Origin of the sequence: Peteryoungia desertarenae (assembly GCF_005860795.2) — a bacterium.
GTDB classification, from domain to species: Bacteria; Pseudomonadota; Alphaproteobacteria; order Rhizobiales; family Rhizobiaceae; genus Allorhizobium; species Allorhizobium desertarenae.
Map to the genome: position 1 here is coordinate 1,204,970 of NZ_CP058350.1, position 20,810 is coordinate 1,225,779.

The window sequence follows — 20,810 nt, forward strand, 5'->3', positions numbered from 1 at the left end:
TTGTGCGTTACTTCTTGCGGAGCATGCCCAGCAATGATCCGAGACCCGACTTCTTGGGTTTCTTCAGCGTTGCCCGCCCGGTGACCAGATGTGCCAGTTGCGACATGATCTCCGCCGTTGGTGACTTGGCATCCAGTTCAGCAATCATGCGTCCGCTATTTGCGGCGGTGCCGAACAGGACAGCGTCAAACGGAATTATGGCAACGGGCTCGAGTTCCAGCGGCTCGAAGAAATCCTGTGGCGATATCTCTGGCCGTTTCAGCATTCCAACCTGATTGAGCACCAGATGCGGTTGCTTGTCATTGGGCCTCAGCTTCCGCAGCGCATCGATCATGTTCTTGGCGTTGCGCAGATTGGCGAGATCCGGTGCGCATGTGATGACGATCTCGTCAGCTTCGGAAAGTACGGTCCTCGTCCATTCGCACCACGCATGGGGCAGGTCGAGCACAGTGACAGGTGCTGTCCGCTGCAGCAGCTCCAGGATTGGCTGGAATGCCGCCCGATCATAGTCATATCCCCGATCAAGAAGGGATGGGGCAGCAAGAAGTGAAAGATGCTCCGAGCAGCTTGTCAGAAGGCGATCCAGGAACACCTCATCAAGTCGCTCCGGTGAGAAAACGGCCTCGGCAATGCCTGTAGCCGGATCCTGATCAAAGTCGATATTGGCCGTGCCAAAAGGCAGGTCGAGATCTGCAAGAACCGTTTCAGTGGTAAAAAGCGTAGAGATGCCGAAGGCGCAGTTATGTGCCAGCGTCGACGAGCCGACACCGCCCTTGGCACCGATAAAGGCAATGGTCTTGCCAAGCGGCTCGGCCTCTGGGTCCACAAAGATCGCGGAAATGGCGCTCATCATGTCCGCCATCGAGAACGGCGAGACGATGTATTCCGAAATACCGTTGCGCATCAGTTCGCGATAGAGCGCAATGTCATTGTGCCGACCGATAACGATAACCCGCGAACTGGGATCGCAGACTTCGGCAAGCGGAGAAAGCTCTTCCAGCACCGCGGACGGCTGTGCATCGGTTTCCAGAATGATCAGGTTCGGCGTCGGCGTCGAACTGAACATGTTGGCTGCCGCGGCAATGTTGCCATGGGTAATCCGAAGGCTCACCCTGTTCATGCGCCGGTCATGGGCGCATTGTTCCATCACCCGCTGGACCCGTTCGCTGATACAGAACGCATGGATGGAGATGCGTGGCAGCGGACGCAGGCCTTCCACGTCGCTCGGTCGCACCGGCTCCGCGGCATGTCGCTCCGTCGCCTGCGTCCTGTCCTCGATTTCATAGTCGATCGCACTCATGATCTTGTCCTGTCTTCCAAGTCTGCCTCAGTCGGATGAGGGGTCGCTGCCCGTGCGGTACTGCCCGATCACGGTTGACCTGCGGCCAGCGTCGATGGGAGCTTGCGCACGCGGTGTCACGAGATCCATGGGATTGGCGATCTGCGCGGCCAGGTTGCTCTGGGTGGCGCATCCGAAATTGTGATAGTTGCGGTTTGAGAATGTGTTGTTTTGCAGGTCTTCAGGCCACTCACCGCATTGGTTGGTGACCGCAGTCGTTGCCACATAACTCAGCCGGATGGGAGCCGCATCTCCATTCGCCTGCGCATGATAGCTGGTTTCTATGATCCTGTTCGAAGGGATGCCGCGTGCGACCAGCAATTGCCGGATCTGTTTGCGCGCGTGCGCGGCAGCGCCGGAATTCGGCGACCCTTCCGGTGCCATGATCTGGATGACGCCGGAGGAGGAGTTACGATACTCCTGGGCAAAGCCGGAAATCGAATCCTGCAGCCCGATCGTCAATGAGCGATCACCGGAGGCAATCGGAACATCCAGCGTATGCTCCACCTCGTTGATCATGATCGGATGGCGTGTCCGGTAATCGTCCGGGATTGCACCGGTGCTCATTCCGTCCTTGTTCAAGTTGCCGCAGCTGGACAGCGCAAGAGCGCTGCTTAACAGAAGCATGGCAATGCCAAGGCGGGGAAGAAAATCAGCGGATCTGGCCATGATAGCTTGGCTTTCGTTGCGGGCGTTGGAGGTCTTCTTCATGGATCTTGGACCTCTGCTTACTTGTAGATGAAGCCGACGGAGCCGTGATACTGGCCCGGATTGATGGTGTTCTCGCGGCGGCCATAGACCTTGTTGACCTTGTTGAGGAAGAAGGTGGCGCCATCGTTTTCCGGATTGAAGTTATCGTCGGGTCGCGAGAGCTGGTTGCGCGCAACAGGCCGAACCAGATAGGGCGTGGCGATGATCACCAGCTCCGTCTCGTTCCGCTGGAAGTCCTTGCTTCGGAAGAGGGTACCCAGCACCGGCACCTTCGAAAGGCCCGGCAATCCGGACATCGCCTGGCGGATATTGTCCTGGACCAGACCGGCAATCACGATCGAACCACCGGAGGGCAGTTCCACCGTGGTGGATGCCTCGCGCTTGCGGATCGACAGAAAGGTGTTCCCGGGGACCTGACGCAGCGAGTTTCCGGTTACCTGCGATCCTTCCCATGTGGGTTCGGACACATTGGTCTCGATTCTCAGGCTGATGCGACCAGGAGCGAGAACGACGGGGCGGAAGTTGAGCTCAATTCCATAATCGACGGTCTCAATGGTCCGGGTGATCGACGTCTGGCCATCTTCGCTCGAAACATCCTGTTCAGCAGCGAGGCGGAACTCTCCCCCGACATAGAAATTGGCGGACTCGCCAGAAATCGCGGTCAGGCTTGGCTCGGCAAGGGTGCGCATCACGCCAGCCTGCTCCATCGCATTGATGTAGCTCTGGAAGGCAAAACCCCCGACCGAACCGCTTGCGCTCGGCAATAGCCCTCCGATGGCACCGGTCGCGAGGTTGGTGAGGTTGACAGAATTCCCGAGATTGGCAGGATTTGTAAATCCGATGCCGCTGCTGCCGTCCTGAATGTTGCCGCTGAAGCCAAGCTGTTTCAGAACCTGACGGCTGACCTCAGCCACAGTGACCTTCAGAGTGACCTGGTCCTCGCCCTCGATGGTCAGCAGGTTGACGATCTGCGACTGTTGGCGTTGCTCGGCAAAGATCGCAACGTCTCCGCCATTATCGCCGCCAGATGCAACCTGATTGCGCGTTGTTGCCTCACCACCCTTGAGAAAGGCCTGTGCGAGGTTCTGGGCACGAGCTGCATCCTGTGGTGTCCGCACGGTCCCGGTCATGACAATGTTATCGGAGACGATTTCGATGGAAATGTCCGAATCAGGAATAAAGCGCTTGAGATTCGCTTCCAGTCCCGAGATGTCACGTTCGATCTCGATGTCGAGGCTGACGATCTCGTTCCCGTCCGCACCGAAGATGAAGATATTCGTCTGGCCGACTGTCTTACCAAAGAGGTAGATCCGCCGGGAGGAGCGGGTAACGGCATCAGCCATTTCCGGATCGGCGACCAGAATGTCATGGGCATCTGCCGGCAGGTCGACAACCAGAGCCTTGTTCAATCCGAGCTTGACGGTCTTGCGCGTACCAGGCCCTGCCTGGGTAATTCTCATCACGGCCTGCTGACTTGCCTGCGCCGTTTCCATGACAAAGACCGGACCCGTCAGATCGACTGAACCAGTGATTGCCAGCGCGAATACGAGGCTACCGGCGAGGGGTCGAAGAAGTTTGCATTTCAGATGTTCCACGTTCCGTCCCCCGCTCACTCGCTGACCGCACCGGTGGTGACAGCGTCTGTCCGCACCACCTGACCTGACTTGATGACTTGAATTGCCGGCTGACCCGAACCGCCGCTCAGCAGGTAACCGGCAGCACTTGTGTCCTCCTCCTGCGCATCGGCAACCGAACGCAGGGCAAGCGACAGGCGGTCTGCGACCTGCTGGGCAACGATGATGACCTTCGCCTGTTCCGGGGTCAGCTCAAGGGTCGCAGTCGTGCCCACGACTGCCGCAGAGCCGTCCGGCTGCTCCTGGATCTGCTGGTCGATGGCCAGCACCCGCACATTTGTCAGGATGTTCTCTGTCAGGAAGTTTTCGCCATCGCCACGGCGAACCATGATGACGTCGACACGGTCATTGGGCAGGATGAAACCGCCCGCGCCCGTTGCCACCGAAATCTGGGTGGACACAGCCCGCTTGCCCGAAGGCAGAAGCGAGGACAGGATGCGCGAGGATGAATCAGCGATCTTCTCGCGGCGGATCGGTTCGCCGTCGAACATCGGCAGACGCACCACCGAACCCGTGAGCTCCGTCAAGGCATCGGGTCGTGCCGTCTCCGTAACGAAACCTTCGACAACGCTGCCTTCTGGCCATGCCATCCAGCGCATGGAATCGGGATCAAGCCTTGCGCCGACCGGCATGTTCTTTGAAGAAACAAGCACATTGACGGTCGGTTCTTTCTGGATCTGCGCCGCAGTCTGTTCGACGATGACTTTCGGATTGCCGCCGAGACGCATGGCGAGGAGACCTGCCATACCGGCTGCCACGACGGCAACGGCGAGAATGATGATACGCGCGGGTTTCATGATCGATCCTTGAGAGGCACGACAAACTGTGCCTCAGAGATTGATCAGGAATTGGTGTACTTATGGTTAATAAGACATCTACATCTGTAGTTAACGGGCGGTTTAGTCGCGCGACTACTGGATGCGGCTGATCGCTTCAAGAACCAGAGGAGATTGCGGATAGGTCAACAGACCCGCCGCGCCGATGGCGATCGCATAAGGAACCTTCTTTGCCATCATCAGCGTCTGCGGCAAGGGAATGCCCGCATAGGCCAATCGATCCCAGTTTGCGCGCAGAAGAATGACGGCAATCGTCAAGGCACCACCGAGCAATGCTGTAAAAGCAAGGAACTCAAAAAGAGACTGGTTGAAACCGAACCAGACGGCAGCAGCTGTCAGCAATTTGGCATCGCCACCGCCCATCACGCCCAGAGCAAACAGAGCAAAGCAGACGGAAAAGACGGCGGCGCCCGCCGCAACGTGCCAGCCAAATTCGATGAAGGAAAGACCCGAGAGAGGGGCAATGACAAAGAACCCCGCAATCAAAACAGCCGGGATGCGATTAGGGATCTTCATTTCCAGGAAATCAGTCAGCGCTGCCAGCACTAGGCTCATCGGCACCGCCAAGAACACAACTGCTTCGAACATGACAATAATCCCACCCCTGAACACTGCATCTTGAGTTTTAACTGATGAAGATTTGGTGAAGCGGTAAAAACCAGCTTGGAGAAGCCGACCATACAGAAAAGCCGCCCAAAGTTGGGCGGCTGCTGAACGAGACGGTTACGCCGCGGTCAAAATCATCAGTTGTCATTGAGCTTCGTTGCGAGATCGTTGAATTGGTCGTCCAACGCGTTGCCGAGCGTCGTGGCGCCGGTGATGAGGGCGACGGAGATCAGGGCAGCGATCAGGCCGTATTCGATGGCGGTCGCGCCGGATTCGTCTTTCATGAAACGTGCGAAAATCTTGGTCATGTTCTTTCCTACTCCACAAGGGTTTGATCAGCACTCCCGGCAACTTGTTCTCCGTTGCTCGGATGTCGTGAACCTAACCGTCAGCCCCTTGCTATCGCCTTAAGAAAGAAAGTTACCAAAAGCTGAACGTTCATTCCTCGAAGCTGTGGTAAACAATTCCCGATAATACTTGCGAAAATGCCGCATAAACCGCCAGAAATTCTTATTGATAGATCAACAAAGACAATGGGTTAGCGGTATGTTTTTGTCAAGCTGATTATCGCCTCCGTAAGGCGAGTGGGAGGCAGGACCGGGTACTTGGGCGTATCTGACAATGCGTCCAGGGCCCTTGACGGGGGCAGTCCGGGCGAGAAACATCTTTTTGCGCGGCCTCCCGCGGCGATCGCTTGCTGCAGGACAAAACCCAGGGGGTTGCACTGCTTAACGCTTCATTCACCAAGAGTGGGCATGTTTGCGGATGAGAAGGATATCCCATTCGAGGCAAGGCCCCAAAATGCTGATAGAAAAAGTCGCCAGGACACTGCTGCTCGTCACGCCATTGGTATTGGTCGGCGGCTTTGCTGCGCTTGAAGAAGCCAGGGCCGAGGACGATGTCTTGCGCGTCTATATGAATAGTGCACGCATCCTGAAGCTGGATCGACCGGTGAGCAAGGTAATCGTCGGAAACTCGGAGGTCGCCGACGCTACGGTAGCCGACGCGAAAACCATTGTATTGACCGGTCGCGCTTTCGGAACAACCAACCTTGTCCTTCTGGACGCCGACGGAAACGCCATAGTGGATGAAAAAATCCTTGTTTCCATTGATGAATCCAGCACTGTCCGGGTCTTCAAATCGACGACCCGCACGGTCTTGTCCTGCACGCCCAACTGTGAAGAACACGCCGATACGAATTCAGGACCTTGATCAGGCTTTAAAACGGCTGTTTCCGTTCCGCGCAATTCTAAGATTGCCAGAAACGGAAAATCAATATTTGACACGTAGCGTCTGATGGTCTTCAAAACCCGGGCGCGAATGATGACTATTGGGCAACAGAAGCTAGAGCGTAAGAAATCCAGTTTCCGTCTTCTCAGGAAGATGAGTCGCTCGCGTGATGGCGCTGCAGCAATCGAATTTGCAATTCTGGCCGTTCCCTACTTCCTGATCGTCTTTGCAATTATCGAGACGTTCGTTGCATTTGCAGCCGAGCAACTCATCACCAATGCCGTAAACAATATGAGCCGGGAGCTTCGGACCGGCATGATTACGGCCAATATGAATCGTCCCACCGACAAGGACAGAACCGAGTTTCGCCGGGCCTTCTGCGATGAAATCAGCATTCTGATCCGCTGCTCGGAAGCGGAAATAGCCAATCCCGAGAAGCTCTATCTGGATGTTCGGTCTTTTCCCGAGTTCAAGGACATTCCGAATGTGATTCCTCGGGCATCGAATGCTGCCTTCGCGGACATTGACCCTTCCTCCTTCGGTTACGCGCCTGGCGGGCCGCAGTCGATCAATATCATGCGCGCCTATTACAGATGGCAGATCACGACGGATCTCGTGCGTCCGTTCATCACGACAATTCGTCCTCAGGACGGGTCCATGCCCACGGATTTCCTGATCTTGGCAACAACCGCGTTCCGGAACGAGAACTATCCGTGACTGACATTCGATCCACACCATACGATCATCTTTGTCCGGCCACTCGACAGGTTGGAGGAAAGCGTACCATGTCTCGGCTCAAGGCTCTTCTTCACAACAGAGACGGCGTCGGTGGCGTCGAGTTCGCCCTGATCGCGCCGATGCTGCTTGTCCTTTATCTCTCAGCGGTCGAGCTGACCGTCGGCTTGAGTATCGCCAAAAAGGCATCCCTTGCGGCCAGCACCATCACCGATCTCATCACGCGCACGGAAAAAATTACGAAAGCTGATCTGACGGTCATGGAAGATGTAACAAAAAGCATCTTCGTCCCCTATCCATCGAGAGACCTGTCGATCAAGATCACGGGCGTGACCATCAACAATGCGGGTGCCTCGACCGTTGCGTGGTCCTGGGCAAACAAGGGCGCAGCGCCCTATGTCGTCGGCAGCACGGTCGCGATCCCGGACGGCATGGACATACCCAATACCTTCGTCGTGCGTACTGAACTCAGTGTTGACCATGACCTGATGATGTATCTGCCATCCTTCACAGGATCTAGCCTGAAAGAAATTACCATCGCACGTGAATTCTTCTTCCGTCAGCGCGTTGGTGACAGGATCGAGTGCCAAGATTGCTGAACTGGAGATCATTCGACAGTTTGCAAAGCCCCACCTGTGACGCTATTCATGCACCTCTGATTTCGGCGCTTGGGCGCAATCACAGGTGTTGTAATGGCGCGAGCCTTTCTCTTCGTTCTTGATTCTTTTGGTATTGGTGGTGCGCCGGATGCGTTATCCTACGGCGACGATGGCTCGGATACCTTTGGTCATATCGCCGAGTTTTGCGCCGCTGGAGCCGGCGACCGCAAGGGACTTCGTTCCGGACCTCTGAACCTTCCCAATATGTCGGCGCTTGGCCTTGTTGCCATCTCGACACTGGCCACAGGTCGTCCGCCTGTCGGCATGGCTGCGCCAACCAGGGTTTTCGGTCTTCACGGTGTTGCGACAGAGGTCTCGCGCGGCAAGGACACCCCCTCCGGTCATTGGGAAATAGCCGGTACGCCGGTCAGTTTCGACTGGGGCTATTTTCCTCAAGGTGATGAGGCCTTTCCTGCGGATCTCATCGACGCGATCTGTCGCGACGCAGATTTGCCCGGCATCCTCGGCAACTGCCACGCCTCGGGCACGGAAGTCATTGCCCGCTTCGGCGAAGAGCATATCCAGACTGGAAAGCCGATCTGCTACACGTCGACGGATTCGGTCTTCCAGATCGCCGCCCATGAACAGCATTTCGGCTTGCAGCGTCTGCTTGATCTTTGCCAGATCGTCCGCAAACACGTCGATCCGCTCAATATCGGGCGAGTGATTGCGCGGCCCTTCATCGGGGACAATCCGTCCAACTTTGAACGCACCGGCAACCGGCGTGACTATTCCGTCCTGCCGCCGGAACCGACACTGCTGGATCGCCTCGTCAAGGCGGGGCGTCAGGTTCATGCCGTTGGCAAGATCGGCGACATTTTTGCCCAGCAGGGTGTCAGCCGCGTCATCAAGGCGAATGGCAACATGGCGCTCATGGATGCAACATTGAGGGTGATGGACGAGGCGCAGGATGGGGATCTGGTCTTCACCAATTTCGTTGATTTCGACATGCTCTTTGGCCACCGGCGCGACGTGCTGGGCTATGCGGCTGCACTCGAAGCCTTTGATCGTCGTCTGCCGGAGGTGCATCGCAAGCTGAAGCCAGGCGACATGGTGCTGCTGACAGCTGACCACGGCTGCGATCCCACCTGGCGCGGCACGGATCACACCCGCGAGCGCGTGCCCATCATGTGCTTCGGTCCCGGCATAAAGTCGCGCATGGTCGGCATTCGCAGCACCTATGCCGATATCGGCGAAACGATTGCGGCCCATCTTGGCATTGCGCCCGGTCGCCATGGACGGAGCTTCCTGTGACAAAACATCTGAAGAAAGCCGAACTGCACGTTCACATTGAAGGTGCAGCGCCACCGGCACTCGCCTATCGCCAGGCCGAGAAATACGGAATAGACCCCGCCACCTTCATTCGGGATGGTGCCTATATCTGGCATGACTTCACGAGCTTCATCACCGCCTATGATCACGTCGCCTCGGTCTTCAGAAGCTCGGAGGATTATGCCGCGCTTGCCGAGGTTTACCTGCTTGAGCTTGCCGCAGAAGATACCATCTATGCCGAACTTTTCGTCTCCCCTGACCATGGCGAAGCCGTTGGTCTGAGCCCTGATGAATACATCGGTGGCCTTGCAACCGGGATGGAGGCTGCCAAGGCGAAGACCGGTATTGAGTCCCGCATGATTATCATCGGTGAGCGACATCTCGGGCCGGAGAATGTCCTTAACCGGGCAAAATGGGCGGCACACTACAGCCATCCCCTGATCACCGGTTTCAACATGGCCGGCGAAGAGCGGATGAACCGTGTCGCCGATTACTCCGCAGCCTTCGATATCGTGCGTGAGGCGGGACTTGGCATCACCATCCATGCCGGTGAGCTTTGTGGTGCCTTTTCCGTCGCGGACGCCCTTGATCTCGTCAAGCCGTCACGCATCGGCCACGGAGTTCGAGCGATCGAGGACGCAGACCTTGTTCGCCGTCTTGCCGATCTTGGTACGGTTCTGGAAGTCTGTCCAGGCTCGAACATTGCGTTGAAGGTCTTTCCGGACTTCAAGAGCCATCCCCTGCGCCAGTTCCGTGATGCCGGCGTCCGTGTATGCCTGAACTCGGACGACCCTCCCTTCTTCCATACCTCCCTCGCCAGGGAATATGAGATCGCCTCGCAAGAGTTCGGCTTCACGGATGACGAGATCAACGCCATGACACGGACTGCCCTTGAAGCAGCCTTCGTCGACGAAGAGACCCGCGCGATCTTGCTTGCAAAGCTCTGATGGGGGAATCGCTTGCAAAAGCAAAGCTTGCTCTTGCGAGCCCTTGCGGGATTGTGAAAATAGGATGGCACAAGAGAAAAAGAAGAGAAGGCTCAATCCATGGACGGCGTAACAGTCATCAATCACCCTCTCGTCCAGCACAAGCTGACGATCATGCGCCGCAAGGAAACCTCCACGTCGAGTTTCCGCCGCCTTCTCCGCGAAATCTCGACGCTTCTCTGCTATGAGGTCACCCGCGATCTCGAACTCACCATGGAAACGATCGAGACGCCGATGCAGGAAATGCAGGCTCCGATCCTGGAAGGCAAGAAGCTGGTCTTTGCCTCGATCCTGCGCGCCGGCAATGGCCTGCTGGAGGGCATGCTGGAGCTTGTGCCGGCCGCCCGCGTGTCTCACATCGGGGTCTACCGCGATCACGATACGCTGCAGCCGGTCGAATATTATTTCAAGGCACCGGAAAATCTCGCCGAGCGCCTGATCATTGTCGTCGATCCCATGCTCGCAACCGGCAACTCCTCCATTGCCGCCATCGACAAGCTGAAGGAGCGTGGAGCCAAGAACATCCGCTTCCTCTGCCTTCTGGCGGCGCCGGAAGGCATCCGCAATTTCCGTGAGGCCCATCCGGATGTTCCCGTCTTCACGGCCTCGATTGACAGCCACCTGAATGAGAATGGCTATATCGTCCCAGGCCTGGGTGATGCTGGCGATCGGATGTACGGAACCAAGTAATTCCTTAACCAGATTGAAAGAAAGGCGGCCCGGAAACATGTCCCGGTGCCGCTTTTTTGTTGCCGTGAATGATCGATCAATCTCACCTTGCTACGGAAGCGATAGGTCAAACTCGGAAACTGTCATGCTTGCAAGAACACTGGTTTTCGCCTCTGTGGTCGCCGTCTCAGCCACGCAGCTGCCATCGGTGATGCAGATGGTGATCGCCAATCCGCCTGAACCCGAGGCATCCATTGCTTCAGTAGAAGCACGGCCTCAGCAGAAGCCGAACTCGCCGACACCTGTGGCGTTCTCGCCGGGCTCCATCGTTCTCGCGGCAGATGCACGAGGACACTTCACCGGCAATTTTCGTATGAATGGCAGGCCGGTCGACGGCTTGATTGATACCGGCGCATCAACAATTGCCATCAATGAAGATACCGCCCGCCGCCTTGGCTACAGCATTGCAGCACTCGATTTCCGATATCAGGTCAATACGGCCAATGGCGTCACAAAGGCCGCTCACGTCGTGCTTGACCATGTCGAAATCGGCTCGATCAGGGTGCAGAAAGTTGATGCCTTCGTTTTGCGTGACAAGGCCCTCTCAGGGACTTTGGTCGGCATGAGTTTTCTCAAGAAGCTCAGATCCTTCAGTGTCGAAAGCGGTCAGCTGCGCTTGGTGCAGTAGTCTTCAGAAGGTAGCCGGCGATCGGAGCTCACTCCGACCTTTGCAGGTTCAGCTGGAAATTCGCTGCCCGATCGCGCTTGAAATGACCGGCTTTTTGTCACCGATGCCGTAGCAGCTCTTCACCTCGTCAGCAGCTCTCTTTGCAGCATCCGGATCATTGGCATGGACATAAGCGATCGGCTCGCCCTTCGAGATCTTTGTGCCAAGCGGTTTGAAGCCGGACAGCCCAACCTTGTGGTCGATGGCGTCGCTTGGACGCTGTCTGCCACCGCCGAGTGATACGACGCAGAGGCCGAGATCCCGTGTCGCAGCACTTGCCAGATAGCCGTCGCGATCGGCCTCGACCGGGATGATAACCGGCGCCTGCGGCAGGTAGTGCTCAGCCTTCTCCATGAAGTCCGAGGGGCCGCCGAGAACATGCACCATACGCCCGAAGATTTCGGCAGCCTCGCCGGAGGAGAGTACGGCCTTGCAGCGATCAAGTGCGATTGAAGCATCGCTCTCGACACCTGCATTGATCAGCATCTCTGCGCCAAGCGCCAGTGTGACCTCTTCAAGCCTTGAGCCAGACTTCAAGCCCTTGAGGAAATCAACGGCATTCTGAACCTCGATCGCGTTGCCGGCGCAATCGGCCAGAGGCTCGTTCATGTCCGTCAGCAGTGCCGTCGTCCTGACGCCTGCGCCATTGGCCACCCGTACCAGCGAGCGGGCGAGGGCCTCGGCGTCTTCGGGCTTCGCCATGAAGGCGCCGTTGCCGAACTTCACGTCCAGCACCAGGCTTTCAAGCCCCGCCGCAAGCTTCTTCGAAAGGATTGATGCCGTAATCAGCGGTATGGATTCCACCGTCGCCGTGACGTCACGAATGGCGTAAAGCCGCTTGTCGGCGGGCGCGAGATCACCCGTCTGACCGATGATCGCGCACGCCGCCTCATCGACAGCACGTCGGAAGGTCGCATTGTCCGGCATGACATCATAGCCGGGAATCGACTGCAGCTTGTCGAGCGTTCCGCCCGTATGACCAAGCCCGCGGCCGGAGATCATCGGAACCGCAAGGCCACAGGCTGCGACGATCGGGGCCAGCATCAGGGACACATTGTCCCCCACGCCGCCCGTTGAATGCTTGTCGGCAATCGGCTTGCCCACCCCGTCCCAACGCAAGACCTCCCCGGAATCGCGCATCGCAAGGGTCAAGGCGACGATTTCGTCCGGCTCCATGCCCTGAAAGAAAACGGCCATGGCAAAGGCTGCCACCTGGCCCTCGGAGATCGTCTCCGCACTCAGACCCTTGATGAAGCCAGAGATTTCATCAGCGCTCAACTGGGCGCCATCGCGTTTGCGGCGAATGATTTCCTGCGGCAGCATGCTCAGTACCCCGTTCCCGTCGCACTGGAGTTCTTGCCGGCAAGCACGCCCAAAATATCGTCCAGCAAGCCGGAAGCGCCAAATCGGAAGGTCGAGGGCATCACCCAGTCCTCACCCATGATCGTGTCGGCAAGCCGCAGATAAAGGCGCGCATCCATCACGTTGGAAATACCGCCAGCCGGCTTGAAGCCAACCTTGCGGCGGCTGTCGCGGATCGCCTGCAACATGATATCCGCTGCCTCAAGCGTCGCGTTGACCGGAACCTTGCCCGTCGATGTCTTGATGAAATCTGCACCGGCAGCAATCGAGAGTTCCGATGCCTTGCGGATCAGAGCGATGTCCTTGATTTCACCTGTTTCCAGGATCGTTTTCAGGAGAGCGTCTCCACATGCCGCCTTTACGGCTTCGACCATCTCGGTGACGGCGCCCTCGTCGCCTGCCATCAGTTTGCGATAGGGGATCACCAGATCGATTTCGTCAGCACCATCGGCAACCGCGCCTTTGGTCTCTGCCACAACTGTTTCAATACTGCTATCCCCGCCCGGGAAGTTGACAACGGTCGCAATCTTGACCGCGTGTCCGCTGCCCAGGATACCACGCGCCTGTCTGACAAAACGCGGCCAGATGCAGATCGCAGCCGTATGACCACTGCTTGTCTGCGCCTTGGCGCAGAGCGCTTCAATTTGCTGAGGCGTGCAATCGTCCTTCAGGTTGGTGAGGTCGAGAAGGGAAAGGGCGCGCAAGGCAATGCTGCGCAATTCAGTCTGATCCAATGTGTGATCCTCCGCCAGCGATCATCCGGGTCAGGATGGAGGCAAGGCGTTTGCCGCCAATCGGCGCCATGTCCTTGGTCTCCTCGTGGCTCTGTTCTGCCCCGGTCATTCCGGCGCCATAATTGGTGATAACGGAAGCAGCCGCAACCCTCAGGCCGAAAAAGCGTGCGAGAATGACTTCGGGCACGGTTGACATGCCGACGGCGTCGGCGCCAAGCACGCGCGCCATCCGGATTTCCGCTGGCGTTTCAAAGCTTGGTCCTGAAAACCACATATACACGCCCTGATGAAGCGGCACATTCTCCGCAGCGGCGGCATGCCGCATGGCGGCGGCAAGGTCCTTGTCATAAGCCGTGGTCATGCCGACGAAGCGCCCATCGCTCTCTTCGCCGATCAGCGGGTTCTTGCCCGAAAAGTTGATATGGTCGGTAATCTGCATCACCGAGCCTGGCGGCATGTCGTCATGCAGAGAGCCGGCGGAATTGGTCAGAATCAGGTTCTGAATGCCGATCCCCGCAGCACTTCGATCGGAACACGCATGGCTGTCGGGTCGCCATGCTCATAGTAATGCACTCGACCGGCCATCATCAACACCGGCTCGGCACCCAGATAGCCCGCCACGACCTGTCCGGCATGACCCGATACGGCGCTGACCGGAAAGCCTGGAAGTTCACCATAGGGAATGCGGATCGGGTCACGCACGCTTTCGACAAGCGATCCAAGGCCGGAACCGAGCACCACGGCATAGCGCGGCATCAGGCCTGCAAGGCGCTCGACCAGCCGATCAACGGCGTCATTCATCCCAGCACCTCGGTCTCGAAGCTGAACGGCAGAAGCTCGTTCATCGTCAGCGTTTTCTGGACGCCGACTTCGTCGCAAAGATAGATCTTCGTGTCAGCACTGGCGAATTCCGAAATCTTCTGGCGGCAACCGCCACAAGGCGGGCAAAGCGCCAGCTTTTCGGCAATAACGGCCATTTCGACGATCTTTTTCCCCCCGCCCATGATCATGCAGCCGATCGCGGTCGGCTCGGCGCACCATCCCTGGGGGAAGGAGAGGTTCTCGATATTGGCACCGGTATAGATCTTGCCGTCATCGGCACGGATCGCCGCGCCGACCGGAAACTTGGAATAGGGCGCATGCGCAAATTTCATCGCGCCGCGCGCCGCTTCGAACAGGTCGTGAGCCATGGATCAGCGCTCCTTGGTATAGGCAACACCACCGGCCTTCGGCGGATTGGCGGCACCAATGAAGCCTGCAAGCAGGATGCAGGTGAGGATGTAAGGCAGTGCCTGGAAGAGCTGCACCGGCACTTCGCCGATAACAGGGATTTCCTTGCCCTGCATGAAATTCGCCAAAGCGTCGAGGAAGCCGAAGAGCAGGCAGGCGAACATGACCGGAACAGGCTTCCACTTGGCGAAGATGAGAGCCGCGAGCGCTATGAAGCCCTTGCCCGCGGACATGTCCTTGATGAAGGCAGCGGACTGGGCAATGGCAAGATAGGTACCTGCAATACCGCAGAGCAGACCCGCCATCAACACAGCGCGGTAGCGCAGGAAGGTCACTGAGATACCGGCTGTATCGACCGCTCCCGGATTTTCGCCCACAGCCCGCAGACGCAGGCCGAAACGCGTGCGGTAAAGCACCCACCAGGAAAGAGGCACGGCGAGGAAAGCGATATAGGTCAGGATGTTGTTGCCGGAGATAACATTGGCGTAAAGCGGGCCGATAAACGGCACGTCACGCATCATGTCGGCACCCGGCAGAATGATGGGCGAAAAGCGCGCCTCGCCAGAGACTTGTGGCGTCCGCCCCCCCTGGCTGAACCAGGCCTGCCCCAGAACTACAGTCAGCCCCGCTGCGACAAAGTTCAGCGCTACACCGGAAACGATCTGGTTGCCGCGATTGGTGATCGACGCAAAGCCGTGAATGAGCGAAAACACCAGCGAGACGCCGATACCGGAGAGAAGGCCGAGCCAGGCTGATCCTGTCAGAAAGGCGGCAGCGGCGGCAGCAAAGGCTGCGGCCAGCATTTTTCCCTCAAGCCCGATGTCGAAAACGCCGGCACGTTCGGAATAAAGCCCGGCAAGGGCTGCGAGGATCAGCGGGATCGACAGACGGATCGTCGAGCCGAGAATGCTGATGAGCATGTCAAAGGATTCCATGGTCGCGTCCTCAGGCCTTTGTCAGTGACTGGTAGATCCGCACGATCATCGGACGGCACATGAATTCCAGTGCGCCGGCAAACAGGATCACGAGACCCTGGATGACCACGATCATCTCACGGGTGATGTTCGGCATGTCGAAGGATAACCAGGCACCGCCCTGGTAAAGGATACCAAACAGGATGGCAGCGAGTACGATGCCAACGGGGTGATTGCGCCCCATGAGCGAGACTGCAATGCCGACGAAGCCCGCACCGGCAACGAATTCCACCTGCAGGCGGGCAGATGCGCCGAGCACCGGATTAAGGGCCATCATCCCGGCAAGACCGCCCGAGATCAGCATGGTGATCATGACGATCTTGACATAGGGAATCCCGGCATAGGCAGCAGCCGAACGGCTGATGCCGAGCGTGCGCATTTCATAGCCAAGCTTGGTCCGCCAGATCAGCACCCAGACCAGCACGCACATCACAAGCGCGATCAGGAAGGATACGTTGAACGGCGCAGGGCCGAGCCTGCCGCCGAACAGGGCGATCAGCCAGTCGAGCTTCGGCAATTGGCCGCCCTCAAGGAAGGTGCGGGTTTCCGGTGCCATCTTGCCCGGAACGATCAGCACGTTGACGAGCAAATAGACCATCAGCGCTGCGCCGATGAAATTGAACATGATCGTGGTGATGACGATGTGGCTGCCGCGCTTGGCCTGTAGCCAGGCCGGGATAAATGCCCAGGCCGCACCGAAGAGGGCCGCGGCTGTAATCGCAAACGGCATGGTTACATACCACGGCACATAGTGATCGAGCGCAAGCGCTGCGAGTGCTGCACCCAGACCGCCCAGATAGGCCTGACCTTCCGAGCCGATGTTGAACAGCCCGGCATGATAGGCGACGGCGACCGACAGACCCGTGAAGATGAAGTTGGTTGCGTAATACAGGGTAAAGCCGATGCCTTCGCCACTGCCGAGCGCGCCTTCCAGCATCAGCTTCAGCGCCTCCCATGGGCTCTCCCCTATGATCCAGACCACGAGGCCTGAAACCAGGAAGGCGAGCAGGAGATTGATCAGCGGCAGCAGCGCATAATTGATCCAGTTCGGCAGGGGTACGGATGCAGTGCTCATCAAAACCTCAAGCGGCAATGCCGGCCATCATCAGGCCGAGTGTCTGTTCGCCGGTGTCCGGCGTCTTTTCGCCGACCACCTTGCCGGCAAACATCACCAGAATGCGGTCGGAGAGCGAGCGGATTTCGTCGAGTTCGACGGAGACGAGCAGCACGGCCTTGCCGGCGTCGCGCGTTTCCACGATCCGCTTGTGAATGAATTCGATGGCGCCGATATCGACACCACGCGTCGGCTGGCCGACAATCAACAGCGTCGGATCGCGCTCGATCTCGCGTGCCACGACGATTTTCTGCTGGTTGCCGCCAGAGAAGTTGGCGGTCTTCAGCCGTGGATTAGGCGGACGGATATCGTATTTCTCGATCTCGTCGACCGCAGCCTTGCGGATGAGATCAGGGTTCAGGAACGGGCCTTTGCCATAGCGCTCGTCGCGGTGATAGCCGAGGATTGCGTTCTGGCTCTCCTCGAACGGAAGTACCAGGCCCATGTGATGGCGGTCCTCGGGGATGTGCGCGACGCCGATGCCACGCAGTTCCGCCGGATCAAGACCGGCAACATTCTTGCCATTGATCCAGATCTCGCCTGATGTCGGCTTGCGGATCCCCGTGATGGCTTCGAGAAGCTCACTCTGGCCATTGCCCGCTACACCCGCAATCCCGACGATCTCGCCGGAGCGTACCTCGAACGAGACGTTGTCAACCATGACAACGCCTCGGTTGTCCTTGACGGTCAGGTTGCGTACCGACAGGAACACATCGCCCGGTCTGGCCGGCTGTTTTTCGACATGCAGGAGCACGCGCCGACCAACCATGAGTTCAGCCAGTTCCTCCACGGTCGTCTCGGCCGTCTTGCGTGTCGCAACAATCTCGCCACGCCGCATCACGGAGACAGTATCCGTGATCGCCATGATCTCGCGCAGCTTGTGCGTGATGAGGACAACGGTCTTGCCCTCGTCGCGAAGGACGCGCAGAATTTTGAAGAGATGGTCCGCCTCTGCGGGCGTCAGAACACCCGTCGGCTCGTCAAGGATCAGGATTTCCGCGCCACGATACATGGCCTTCAGGATTTCCACCCGCTGCTGAAGCCCGACCGGCAGTTCCTCGATCACCGCGTCCGGATCGACCTCCAGCTCGTAGTCGTCTTCCAGCTTCTGAAGTGCTGCGCGCGCGGCATCCGTACCCTTGCCGAGAAGCGCGCCGCCCTCGGCGCCGAGCATCAGGTTCTCTAGCACGGTAAAATTTTCGACCAGCATGAAGTGCTGGTGCACCATGCCAATGCCTGAGGCGATCGCTGTCTGGCTGTCCTTGATCGTGACGGGCTTGCCGTCGATCTGGATACTGCCGCTATCGGCCTGGTAAAACCCGTAGAGTATCGACATCAAGGTCGACTTCCCCGCGCCGTTTTCACCAATGATGCCGTGGATCGAGCCCTTGGCCACAGTCAGATTGATGTTCTTGTTTGCATGCACCGCACCGAATTTCTTGTCGATGCCGATCAGTTCGATCGCGGGCGCCTGGCTCTTTTCAGTCATTCCGGTCCCCCAGACATAGTTAGGGCGCAAGGCGGGAAAACCGCCTTGCGCCCAGGCTTAAATCACTTGGGGCAGGAGTTGTCCGACATGTAGTCGTGAACAGTGACCGTGCCGGCGATGATATCGGCCTTCGCCTTCTCGACGGCAGCCTTCATCTCTTCGGTGATCAGCTTCGCGTTGTTTTCGTCCATCGCGTAGCCAACGCCATCTTCAGCCACGCCGAGCGCCTGAACGCCGGCGGTAAACTGGCCATTCTTGGCGTCGTTATAGGCGTTGTAGACAGCGAGGTCGACGCGCTTGACCATCGAGGTCAGAACCGAACCCGGATGCAGGTGGTTCTGGTTGGAGTCGACGCCGATCGACAGCTTGCCGTTGTCGGTGGCCGTCTGGAGTACGCCGAGACCGGTCGCACCGGCTGCCGCGTAGATGACGTCCGCACCCTGGTCGATCTGGTTCTTGGTGAGCTCACCGCCGCGGACCGGGTCGTTCCAGGCAGCACCGGTCGTGCCGGTCATGTTCTGGAAGACTTCGATGTCGGCCTTGGCTGCGCGCGCGCCCTGCTCGTAGCCACAGGCGAACTTGCGGATCAGCGGGATGTCCATGCCGCCGATGAAGCCGACCTTGCCGGTCTGGGATGCCATGCCGGCAAGCAGGCCGACGAGATAGGAGCCTTCGTGCTCCTTGTAGACAACCGAACGGACGTTTGGCAGGTCAACGACGGAGTCTACCAGGACGAACTGGGTATCCGGGAATTCGGCAGCGACCTTCTCGATGGCCGACGTCCATGCGAAGGAAACGGCCACGACCGGGTTGAAGCCACGCGATGCAAAGTTGCGGATCGCCTGTTCACCCTGTGTGTCGCCCGTCGGCTCGAAGTCGCGATATTCGATGCCGGTCTCTTGCTTGAACTTTTCTGCGCCTGCGAATGCAGCTTCGTTGAACGACTTGTCGAACTTGCCGCCCGTGCCGTAGACGAGCGCCGGCTTGATTTCGGCCGCGAGCGCGGTGGCCGACATCGCAGCCAGAGCGAAGAGACTGAGGAGGGTTTTTTTCATCGTGCAGCCCTGTTGTTGCTATTGATCTTGTTGGGTCCTCCCGCAAACCCTCTGGTTAAAGGGTGTGTCTGCGGAACCGCCGCCCCGTTTTCCGGGGTCATGGCTGGGCAGCATCCTTGCATGGCTTTCGCAAAAATTCACCAGATTTTTTTCATCTGGTAAAGATTTCAGGCCTGCCGCAAATTTCAGCAGGCGCCGCTAAAAAATCAGTCAGATCAAAGGGCTCCGCATGGGGCCTTCGGTCCAAGCCCAATCAGGCGGCCGGCCCGATCGGGCAGGAAACGCCTGTTCCCCGCAAGCCGCAGTAACCATTTGGATTCTTTGCCAGATATTGCTGGTGATAGTCTTCGGCATAATAGAAGGGACCGGCGCTTGCGATCTCCGTCGTAATGCGGCTTGTGCGCCCCGCTGCAGTCAGGGCTGCCTGAAAACGGTCACGAACGCCTTCGGCCACCGCCAGATCCTTGTCGTCATCAAGATAGATCGCCGACCGATAGGTCGTTCCGATATCATTGCCCTGGCGCATGCCCTGGGTCGGGTCATGGGCCTCGAAGAAGATCTTGAGCAGCGCCTCGAGGCTGATAATGGAAGGGTCATAGACCACCTTCACCACTTCCGTATGGCCGGTCAGTCCGGTCACGGTTTCCTGATAGGTGGGATTGGGCGTGATCCCGCCCTTATAACCGGCTGCAGTCACATAAACGCCAGGTGTCTGCCACAACAGCCGCTCGGCACCCCAGAAACACCCCATGCCGAGATAAGCCGTCTTCATCCCATCAGGGACGGGCCCTTTGAGCGGCCGACCGGAAACAAAGTGAGTGATTGCTGTCGGGATCGGTTCCGCCCGGCCCGGCAAGGCGGTTTCCGCGGTGGGCATGGATGTCTTCTTGTTGAACATGTCGATCAGGAACATTTTGAACCTCCTGGGTCAGCCGGTCATGTCGGCCCTTGTTCGACAATATAGGATCAAGTGTCAGATCTGCGAAGGCAGCGGCTCGAATTCGGCGAAAAAACCATACCCTGCGTCGGGGGATGAAAAGTGCTGCCGCTCAGGCTGCAAAGCGGCCGGCAGGCGAGGGTTTCTTGTAACCCATCATCCAAAAGACGAGGGCAAGGCCGAAAAAGACGGCAAAGGCCGGCTGCGGTAAAATGACGGTCGAAAAAGCGGACCACGTAGCTTGGCCCAGATACTGCTCGATCAGCGCTTGCAACGCCACGAGGCTATCCGGGCTGAAGTCGGAAATTGTTGCCGAAATTGGCGTGAGTGCCACAGAGGAAATCGAAACAGATTGAATGGAATCGATCGTGGCGGCAATGACGCCCAGACATAGGGACAAAAGACTGCCCAATCGAAATATCAGCCGTACCATCAACAACCCTCGGCTTCCTCTGTGATCTCCTCTGCATGCGAGATCACTTATGTACGTCTCCTATACATGGCGAATTGG

22 protein-coding genes and 1 pseudogene are annotated in these 20,810 nt (G+C 58.1%); 7 read left to right on the plus strand and 16 right to left on the minus strand.

Annotated elements, in window-relative coordinates; translation table 11 throughout:
- Positions 1 to 7: 7 nt before the first annotated feature.
- The 6 genes from FE840_RS05625 to FE840_RS05650 form a co-directional block, all read right to left on the minus strand.
- Positions 8 to 1,300: a CtpF protein gene (locus FE840_RS05625; protein WP_138285803.1), complete on the minus strand. Its 1,293-nt coding sequence runs from the start codon at positions 1,298 to 1,300 to the stop codon at positions 8 to 10.
- Positions 1,301 to 1,327: 27 nt separating this feature from the next.
- Positions 1,328 to 2,050 carry a CpaD family pilus assembly protein gene (locus FE840_RS05630; RefSeq protein WP_425502175.1) on the minus strand — a complete coding sequence of 241 codons (723 nt, stop codon included), beginning with the start codon at positions 2,048 to 2,050 and terminating at the stop codon, positions 1,328 to 1,330.
- Between the two features lie 17 nt (positions 2,051 to 2,067).
- Positions 2,068 to 3,543, minus strand: a complete 1,476-nt coding sequence (locus tag FE840_RS05635) for a type II and III secretion system protein family protein (RefSeq protein ID WP_138286005.1) — start codon at positions 3,541 to 3,543, stop codon at positions 2,068 to 2,070.
- 116 nt (positions 3,544 to 3,659) lie between these two features.
- Complete coding sequence (gene cpaB / locus FE840_RS05640; protein WP_138285801.1) at positions 3,660 to 4,481, minus strand: Flp pilus assembly protein CpaB; 822 nt, start codon at positions 4,479 to 4,481, stop codon at positions 3,660 to 3,662.
- A 114-nt stretch (positions 4,482 to 4,595) separates the two neighbouring features.
- Positions 4,596 to 5,108, minus strand: a complete 513-nt coding sequence (locus FE840_RS05645; RefSeq protein WP_138285800.1) for an A24 family peptidase — start codon at positions 5,106 to 5,108, stop codon at positions 4,596 to 4,598.
- Between the two features lie 155 nt (positions 5,109 to 5,263).
- On the minus strand, positions 5,264 to 5,434 hold the full coding sequence (locus FE840_RS05650; RefSeq protein ID WP_138285799.1) for a Flp family type IVb pilin: 171 nt from the start codon (positions 5,432 to 5,434) through the stop codon (positions 5,264 to 5,266).
- Positions 5,435 to 5,927: 493 nt separating this feature from the next.
- On the opposite strand from FE840_RS05650, the gene FE840_RS05655 reads away from it, so the two are divergent.
- The 7 genes from FE840_RS05655 (at position 5,928) to FE840_RS05685 (ending at position 11,365) form a co-directional block, all read left to right on the plus strand.
- Positions 5,928 to 6,338 carry a pilus assembly protein N-terminal domain-containing protein gene (locus FE840_RS05655; protein WP_246318856.1) on the plus strand — a complete coding sequence of 137 codons (411 nt, stop codon included), beginning with the start codon at positions 5,928 to 5,930 and terminating at the stop codon, positions 6,336 to 6,338.
- 111 nt (positions 6,339 to 6,449) lie between these two features.
- Positions 6,450 to 7,073 carry a TadE/TadG family type IV pilus assembly protein gene (locus tag FE840_RS05660; RefSeq protein ID WP_138286004.1) on the plus strand — a complete coding sequence of 208 codons (624 nt, stop codon included), beginning with the start codon at positions 6,450 to 6,452 and terminating at the stop codon, positions 7,071 to 7,073.
- Between the two features lie 68 nt (positions 7,074 to 7,141).
- Entirely contained in the window at positions 7,142 to 7,690 is a 549-nt protein-coding gene (locus FE840_RS05665) for a TadE/TadG family type IV pilus assembly protein (protein ID WP_138285798.1), read from the plus strand.
- Between the two features lie 93 nt (positions 7,691 to 7,783).
- On the plus strand, positions 7,784 to 9,004 hold the full coding sequence (locus tag FE840_RS05670; RefSeq protein WP_138285797.1) for a phosphopentomutase: 1,221 nt from the start codon (positions 7,784 to 7,786) through the stop codon (positions 9,002 to 9,004).
- Positions 9,001 to 9,969, plus strand: a complete 969-nt coding sequence (locus FE840_RS05675) for an adenosine deaminase (protein ID WP_138285796.1) — start codon at positions 9,001 to 9,003, stop codon at positions 9,967 to 9,969. The genes FE840_RS05670 and FE840_RS05675 overlap by 4 nt, the downstream gene beginning before the upstream one ends.
- Before the next feature lie 99 nt (positions 9,970 to 10,068).
- Entirely contained in the window at positions 10,069 to 10,698 is a 630-nt protein-coding gene (gene upp / locus FE840_RS05680; RefSeq protein WP_138285795.1) for a uracil phosphoribosyltransferase, read from the plus strand.
- 124 nt (positions 10,699 to 10,822) lie between these two features.
- Positions 10,823 to 11,365 (plus strand): TIGR02281 family clan AA aspartic protease, encoded by a 543-nt coding sequence (locus FE840_RS05685; RefSeq protein ID WP_138285794.1) that lies wholly within the window; start codon positions 10,823 to 10,825, stop codon positions 11,363 to 11,365.
- Between the two features lie 48 nt (positions 11,366 to 11,413).
- Here FE840_RS05685 and deoA read toward each other — a convergent pair whose 3' ends face one another.
- The 10 genes and pseudogenes from deoA to FE840_RS05735 form a co-directional block, all read right to left on the minus strand.
- Positions 11,414 to 12,727: a thymidine phosphorylase gene (deoA, locus tag FE840_RS05690; protein ID WP_138285793.1), complete on the minus strand. Its 1,314-nt coding sequence runs from the start codon at positions 12,725 to 12,727 to the stop codon at positions 11,414 to 11,416.
- 2 nt (positions 12,728 to 12,729) lie between these two features.
- A complete protein-coding gene (gene deoC, locus FE840_RS05695; protein WP_138285792.1) occupies positions 12,730 to 13,500 on the minus strand; it encodes a deoxyribose-phosphate aldolase in 771 nt (256 codons plus the stop codon).
- A pseudogene (locus tag FE840_RS05700) lies at positions 13,487 to 14,301 on the minus strand (purine-nucleoside phosphorylase). Before FE840_RS05700 ends, deoC begins: the two are co-directional and overlap by 14 nt.
- On the minus strand, positions 14,298 to 14,690 hold the full coding sequence (locus FE840_RS05705) for a cytidine deaminase (protein WP_138285790.1): 393 nt from the start codon (positions 14,688 to 14,690) through the stop codon (positions 14,298 to 14,300). Before FE840_RS05705 ends, FE840_RS05700 begins: the two are co-directional and overlap by 4 nt.
- Before the next feature lie 3 nt (positions 14,691 to 14,693).
- On the minus strand, positions 14,694 to 15,665 hold the full coding sequence (locus FE840_RS05710) for an ABC transporter permease (protein WP_138285789.1): 972 nt from the start codon (positions 15,663 to 15,665) through the stop codon (positions 14,694 to 14,696).
- 10 nt (positions 15,666 to 15,675) lie between these two features.
- Positions 15,676 to 16,779 carry an ABC transporter permease gene (locus tag FE840_RS05715; RefSeq protein WP_138285788.1) on the minus strand — a complete coding sequence of 368 codons (1,104 nt, stop codon included), beginning with the start codon at positions 16,777 to 16,779 and terminating at the stop codon, positions 15,676 to 15,678.
- Positions 16,780 to 16,786: 7 nt separating this feature from the next.
- A complete protein-coding gene (locus FE840_RS05720; RefSeq protein ID WP_138285787.1) occupies positions 16,787 to 18,307 on the minus strand; it encodes an ABC transporter ATP-binding protein in 1,521 nt (506 codons plus the stop codon).
- A 62-nt stretch (positions 18,308 to 18,369) separates the two neighbouring features.
- Positions 18,370 to 19,362, minus strand: coding sequence for a BMP family lipoprotein (locus FE840_RS05725; RefSeq protein ID WP_138285786.1), 993 nt, complete (start codon positions 19,360 to 19,362; stop codon positions 18,370 to 18,372).
- Positions 19,363 to 19,615: 253 nt separating this feature from the next.
- Complete coding sequence (gene msrA / locus FE840_RS05730) at positions 19,616 to 20,275, minus strand: peptide-methionine (S)-S-oxide reductase MsrA (protein ID WP_138285785.1); 660 nt, start codon at positions 20,273 to 20,275, stop codon at positions 19,616 to 19,618.
- A gap of 136 nt (positions 20,276 to 20,411) precedes the next feature.
- The gene (locus FE840_RS05735) at positions 20,412 to 20,732 is read right to left on the minus strand and encodes a hypothetical protein (RefSeq protein ID WP_138285784.1); all 321 of its coding nucleotides are present in this window, start codon (positions 20,730 to 20,732) and stop codon (positions 20,412 to 20,414) included.
- Positions 20,733 to 20,810 lie beyond the last annotated feature (78 nt).

Excerpts from the sequence above, each read along its gene's own strand:
- FE840_RS05635 (WP_138286005.1), bottom strand. The coding sequence starts at position 3,543 with ATGGAAACGGCGCAGGCAAGTCAGCAGGCCGTGATGAGAATTACCCAG.
- FE840_RS05645 (WP_138285800.1), bottom strand. The coding sequence starts at position 5,108 with ATGTTCGAAGCAGTTGTGTTCTTGGCGGTGCCGATGAGCCTAGTGCTG.
- FE840_RS05670 (WP_138285797.1), top strand. The coding sequence starts at position 7,784 with ATGGCGCGAGCCTTTCTCTTCGTTCTTGATTCTTTTGGTATTGGTGGT.
- FE840_RS05665 (WP_138285798.1), top strand. The coding sequence starts at position 7,142 with ATGTCTCGGCTCAAGGCTCTTCTTCACAACAGAGACGGCGTCGGTGGC.
- FE840_RS05705 (WP_138285790.1), bottom strand. The coding sequence starts at position 14,690 with ATGGCTCACGACCTGTTCGAAGCGGCGCGCGGCGCGATGAAATTTGCG.
- FE840_RS05660 (WP_138286004.1), top strand. The coding sequence starts at position 6,450 with ATGACTATTGGGCAACAGAAGCTAGAGCGTAAGAAATCCAGTTTCCGT.
- FE840_RS05685 (WP_138285794.1), top strand. The coding sequence starts at position 10,823 with ATGCTTGCAAGAACACTGGTTTTCGCCTCTGTGGTCGCCGTCTCAGCC.
- FE840_RS05735 (WP_138285784.1), bottom strand. The coding sequence starts at position 20,732 with ATGGTACGGCTGATATTTCGATTGGGCAGTCTTTTGTCCCTATGTCTG.
- FE840_RS05655 (WP_246318856.1), top strand. The coding sequence starts at position 5,928 with ATGCTGATAGAAAAAGTCGCCAGGACACTGCTGCTCGTCACGCCATTG.
- cpaB (WP_138285801.1), bottom strand. The coding sequence starts at position 4,481 with ATGAAACCCGCGCGTATCATCATTCTCGCCGTTGCCGTCGTGGCAGCC.
- FE840_RS05650 (WP_138285799.1), bottom strand. The coding sequence starts at position 5,434 with ATGACCAAGATTTTCGCACGTTTCATGAAAGACGAATCCGGCGCGACC.
- deoA (WP_138285793.1), bottom strand. The coding sequence starts at position 12,727 with ATGCTGCCGCAGGAAATCATTCGCCGCAAACGCGATGGCGCCCAGTTG.
- FE840_RS05725 (WP_138285786.1), bottom strand. The coding sequence starts at position 19,362 with ATGAAAAAAACCCTCCTCAGTCTCTTCGCTCTGGCTGCGATGTCGGCC.
- msrA (WP_138285785.1), bottom strand. The coding sequence starts at position 20,275 with ATGTTCCTGATCGACATGTTCAACAAGAAGACATCCATGCCCACCGCG.
- FE840_RS05720 (WP_138285787.1), bottom strand. The coding sequence starts at position 18,307 with ATGACTGAAAAGAGCCAGGCGCCCGCGATCGAACTGATCGGCATCGAC.
- upp (WP_138285795.1), top strand. The coding sequence starts at position 10,069 with ATGGACGGCGTAACAGTCATCAATCACCCTCTCGTCCAGCACAAGCTG.
- FE840_RS05710 (WP_138285789.1), bottom strand. The coding sequence starts at position 15,665 with ATGGAATCCTTTGACATGCTCATCAGCATTCTCGGCTCGACGATCCGT.
- FE840_RS05630 (WP_425502175.1), bottom strand. The coding sequence starts at position 2,050 with ATGAAGAAGACCTCCAACGCCCGCAACGAAAGCCAAGCTATCATGGCC.
- FE840_RS05715 (WP_138285788.1), bottom strand. The coding sequence starts at position 16,779 with ATGAGCACTGCATCCGTACCCCTGCCGAACTGGATCAATTATGCGCTG.
- FE840_RS05625 (WP_138285803.1), bottom strand. The coding sequence starts at position 1,300 with ATGAGTGCGATCGACTATGAAATCGAGGACAGGACGCAGGCGACGGAG.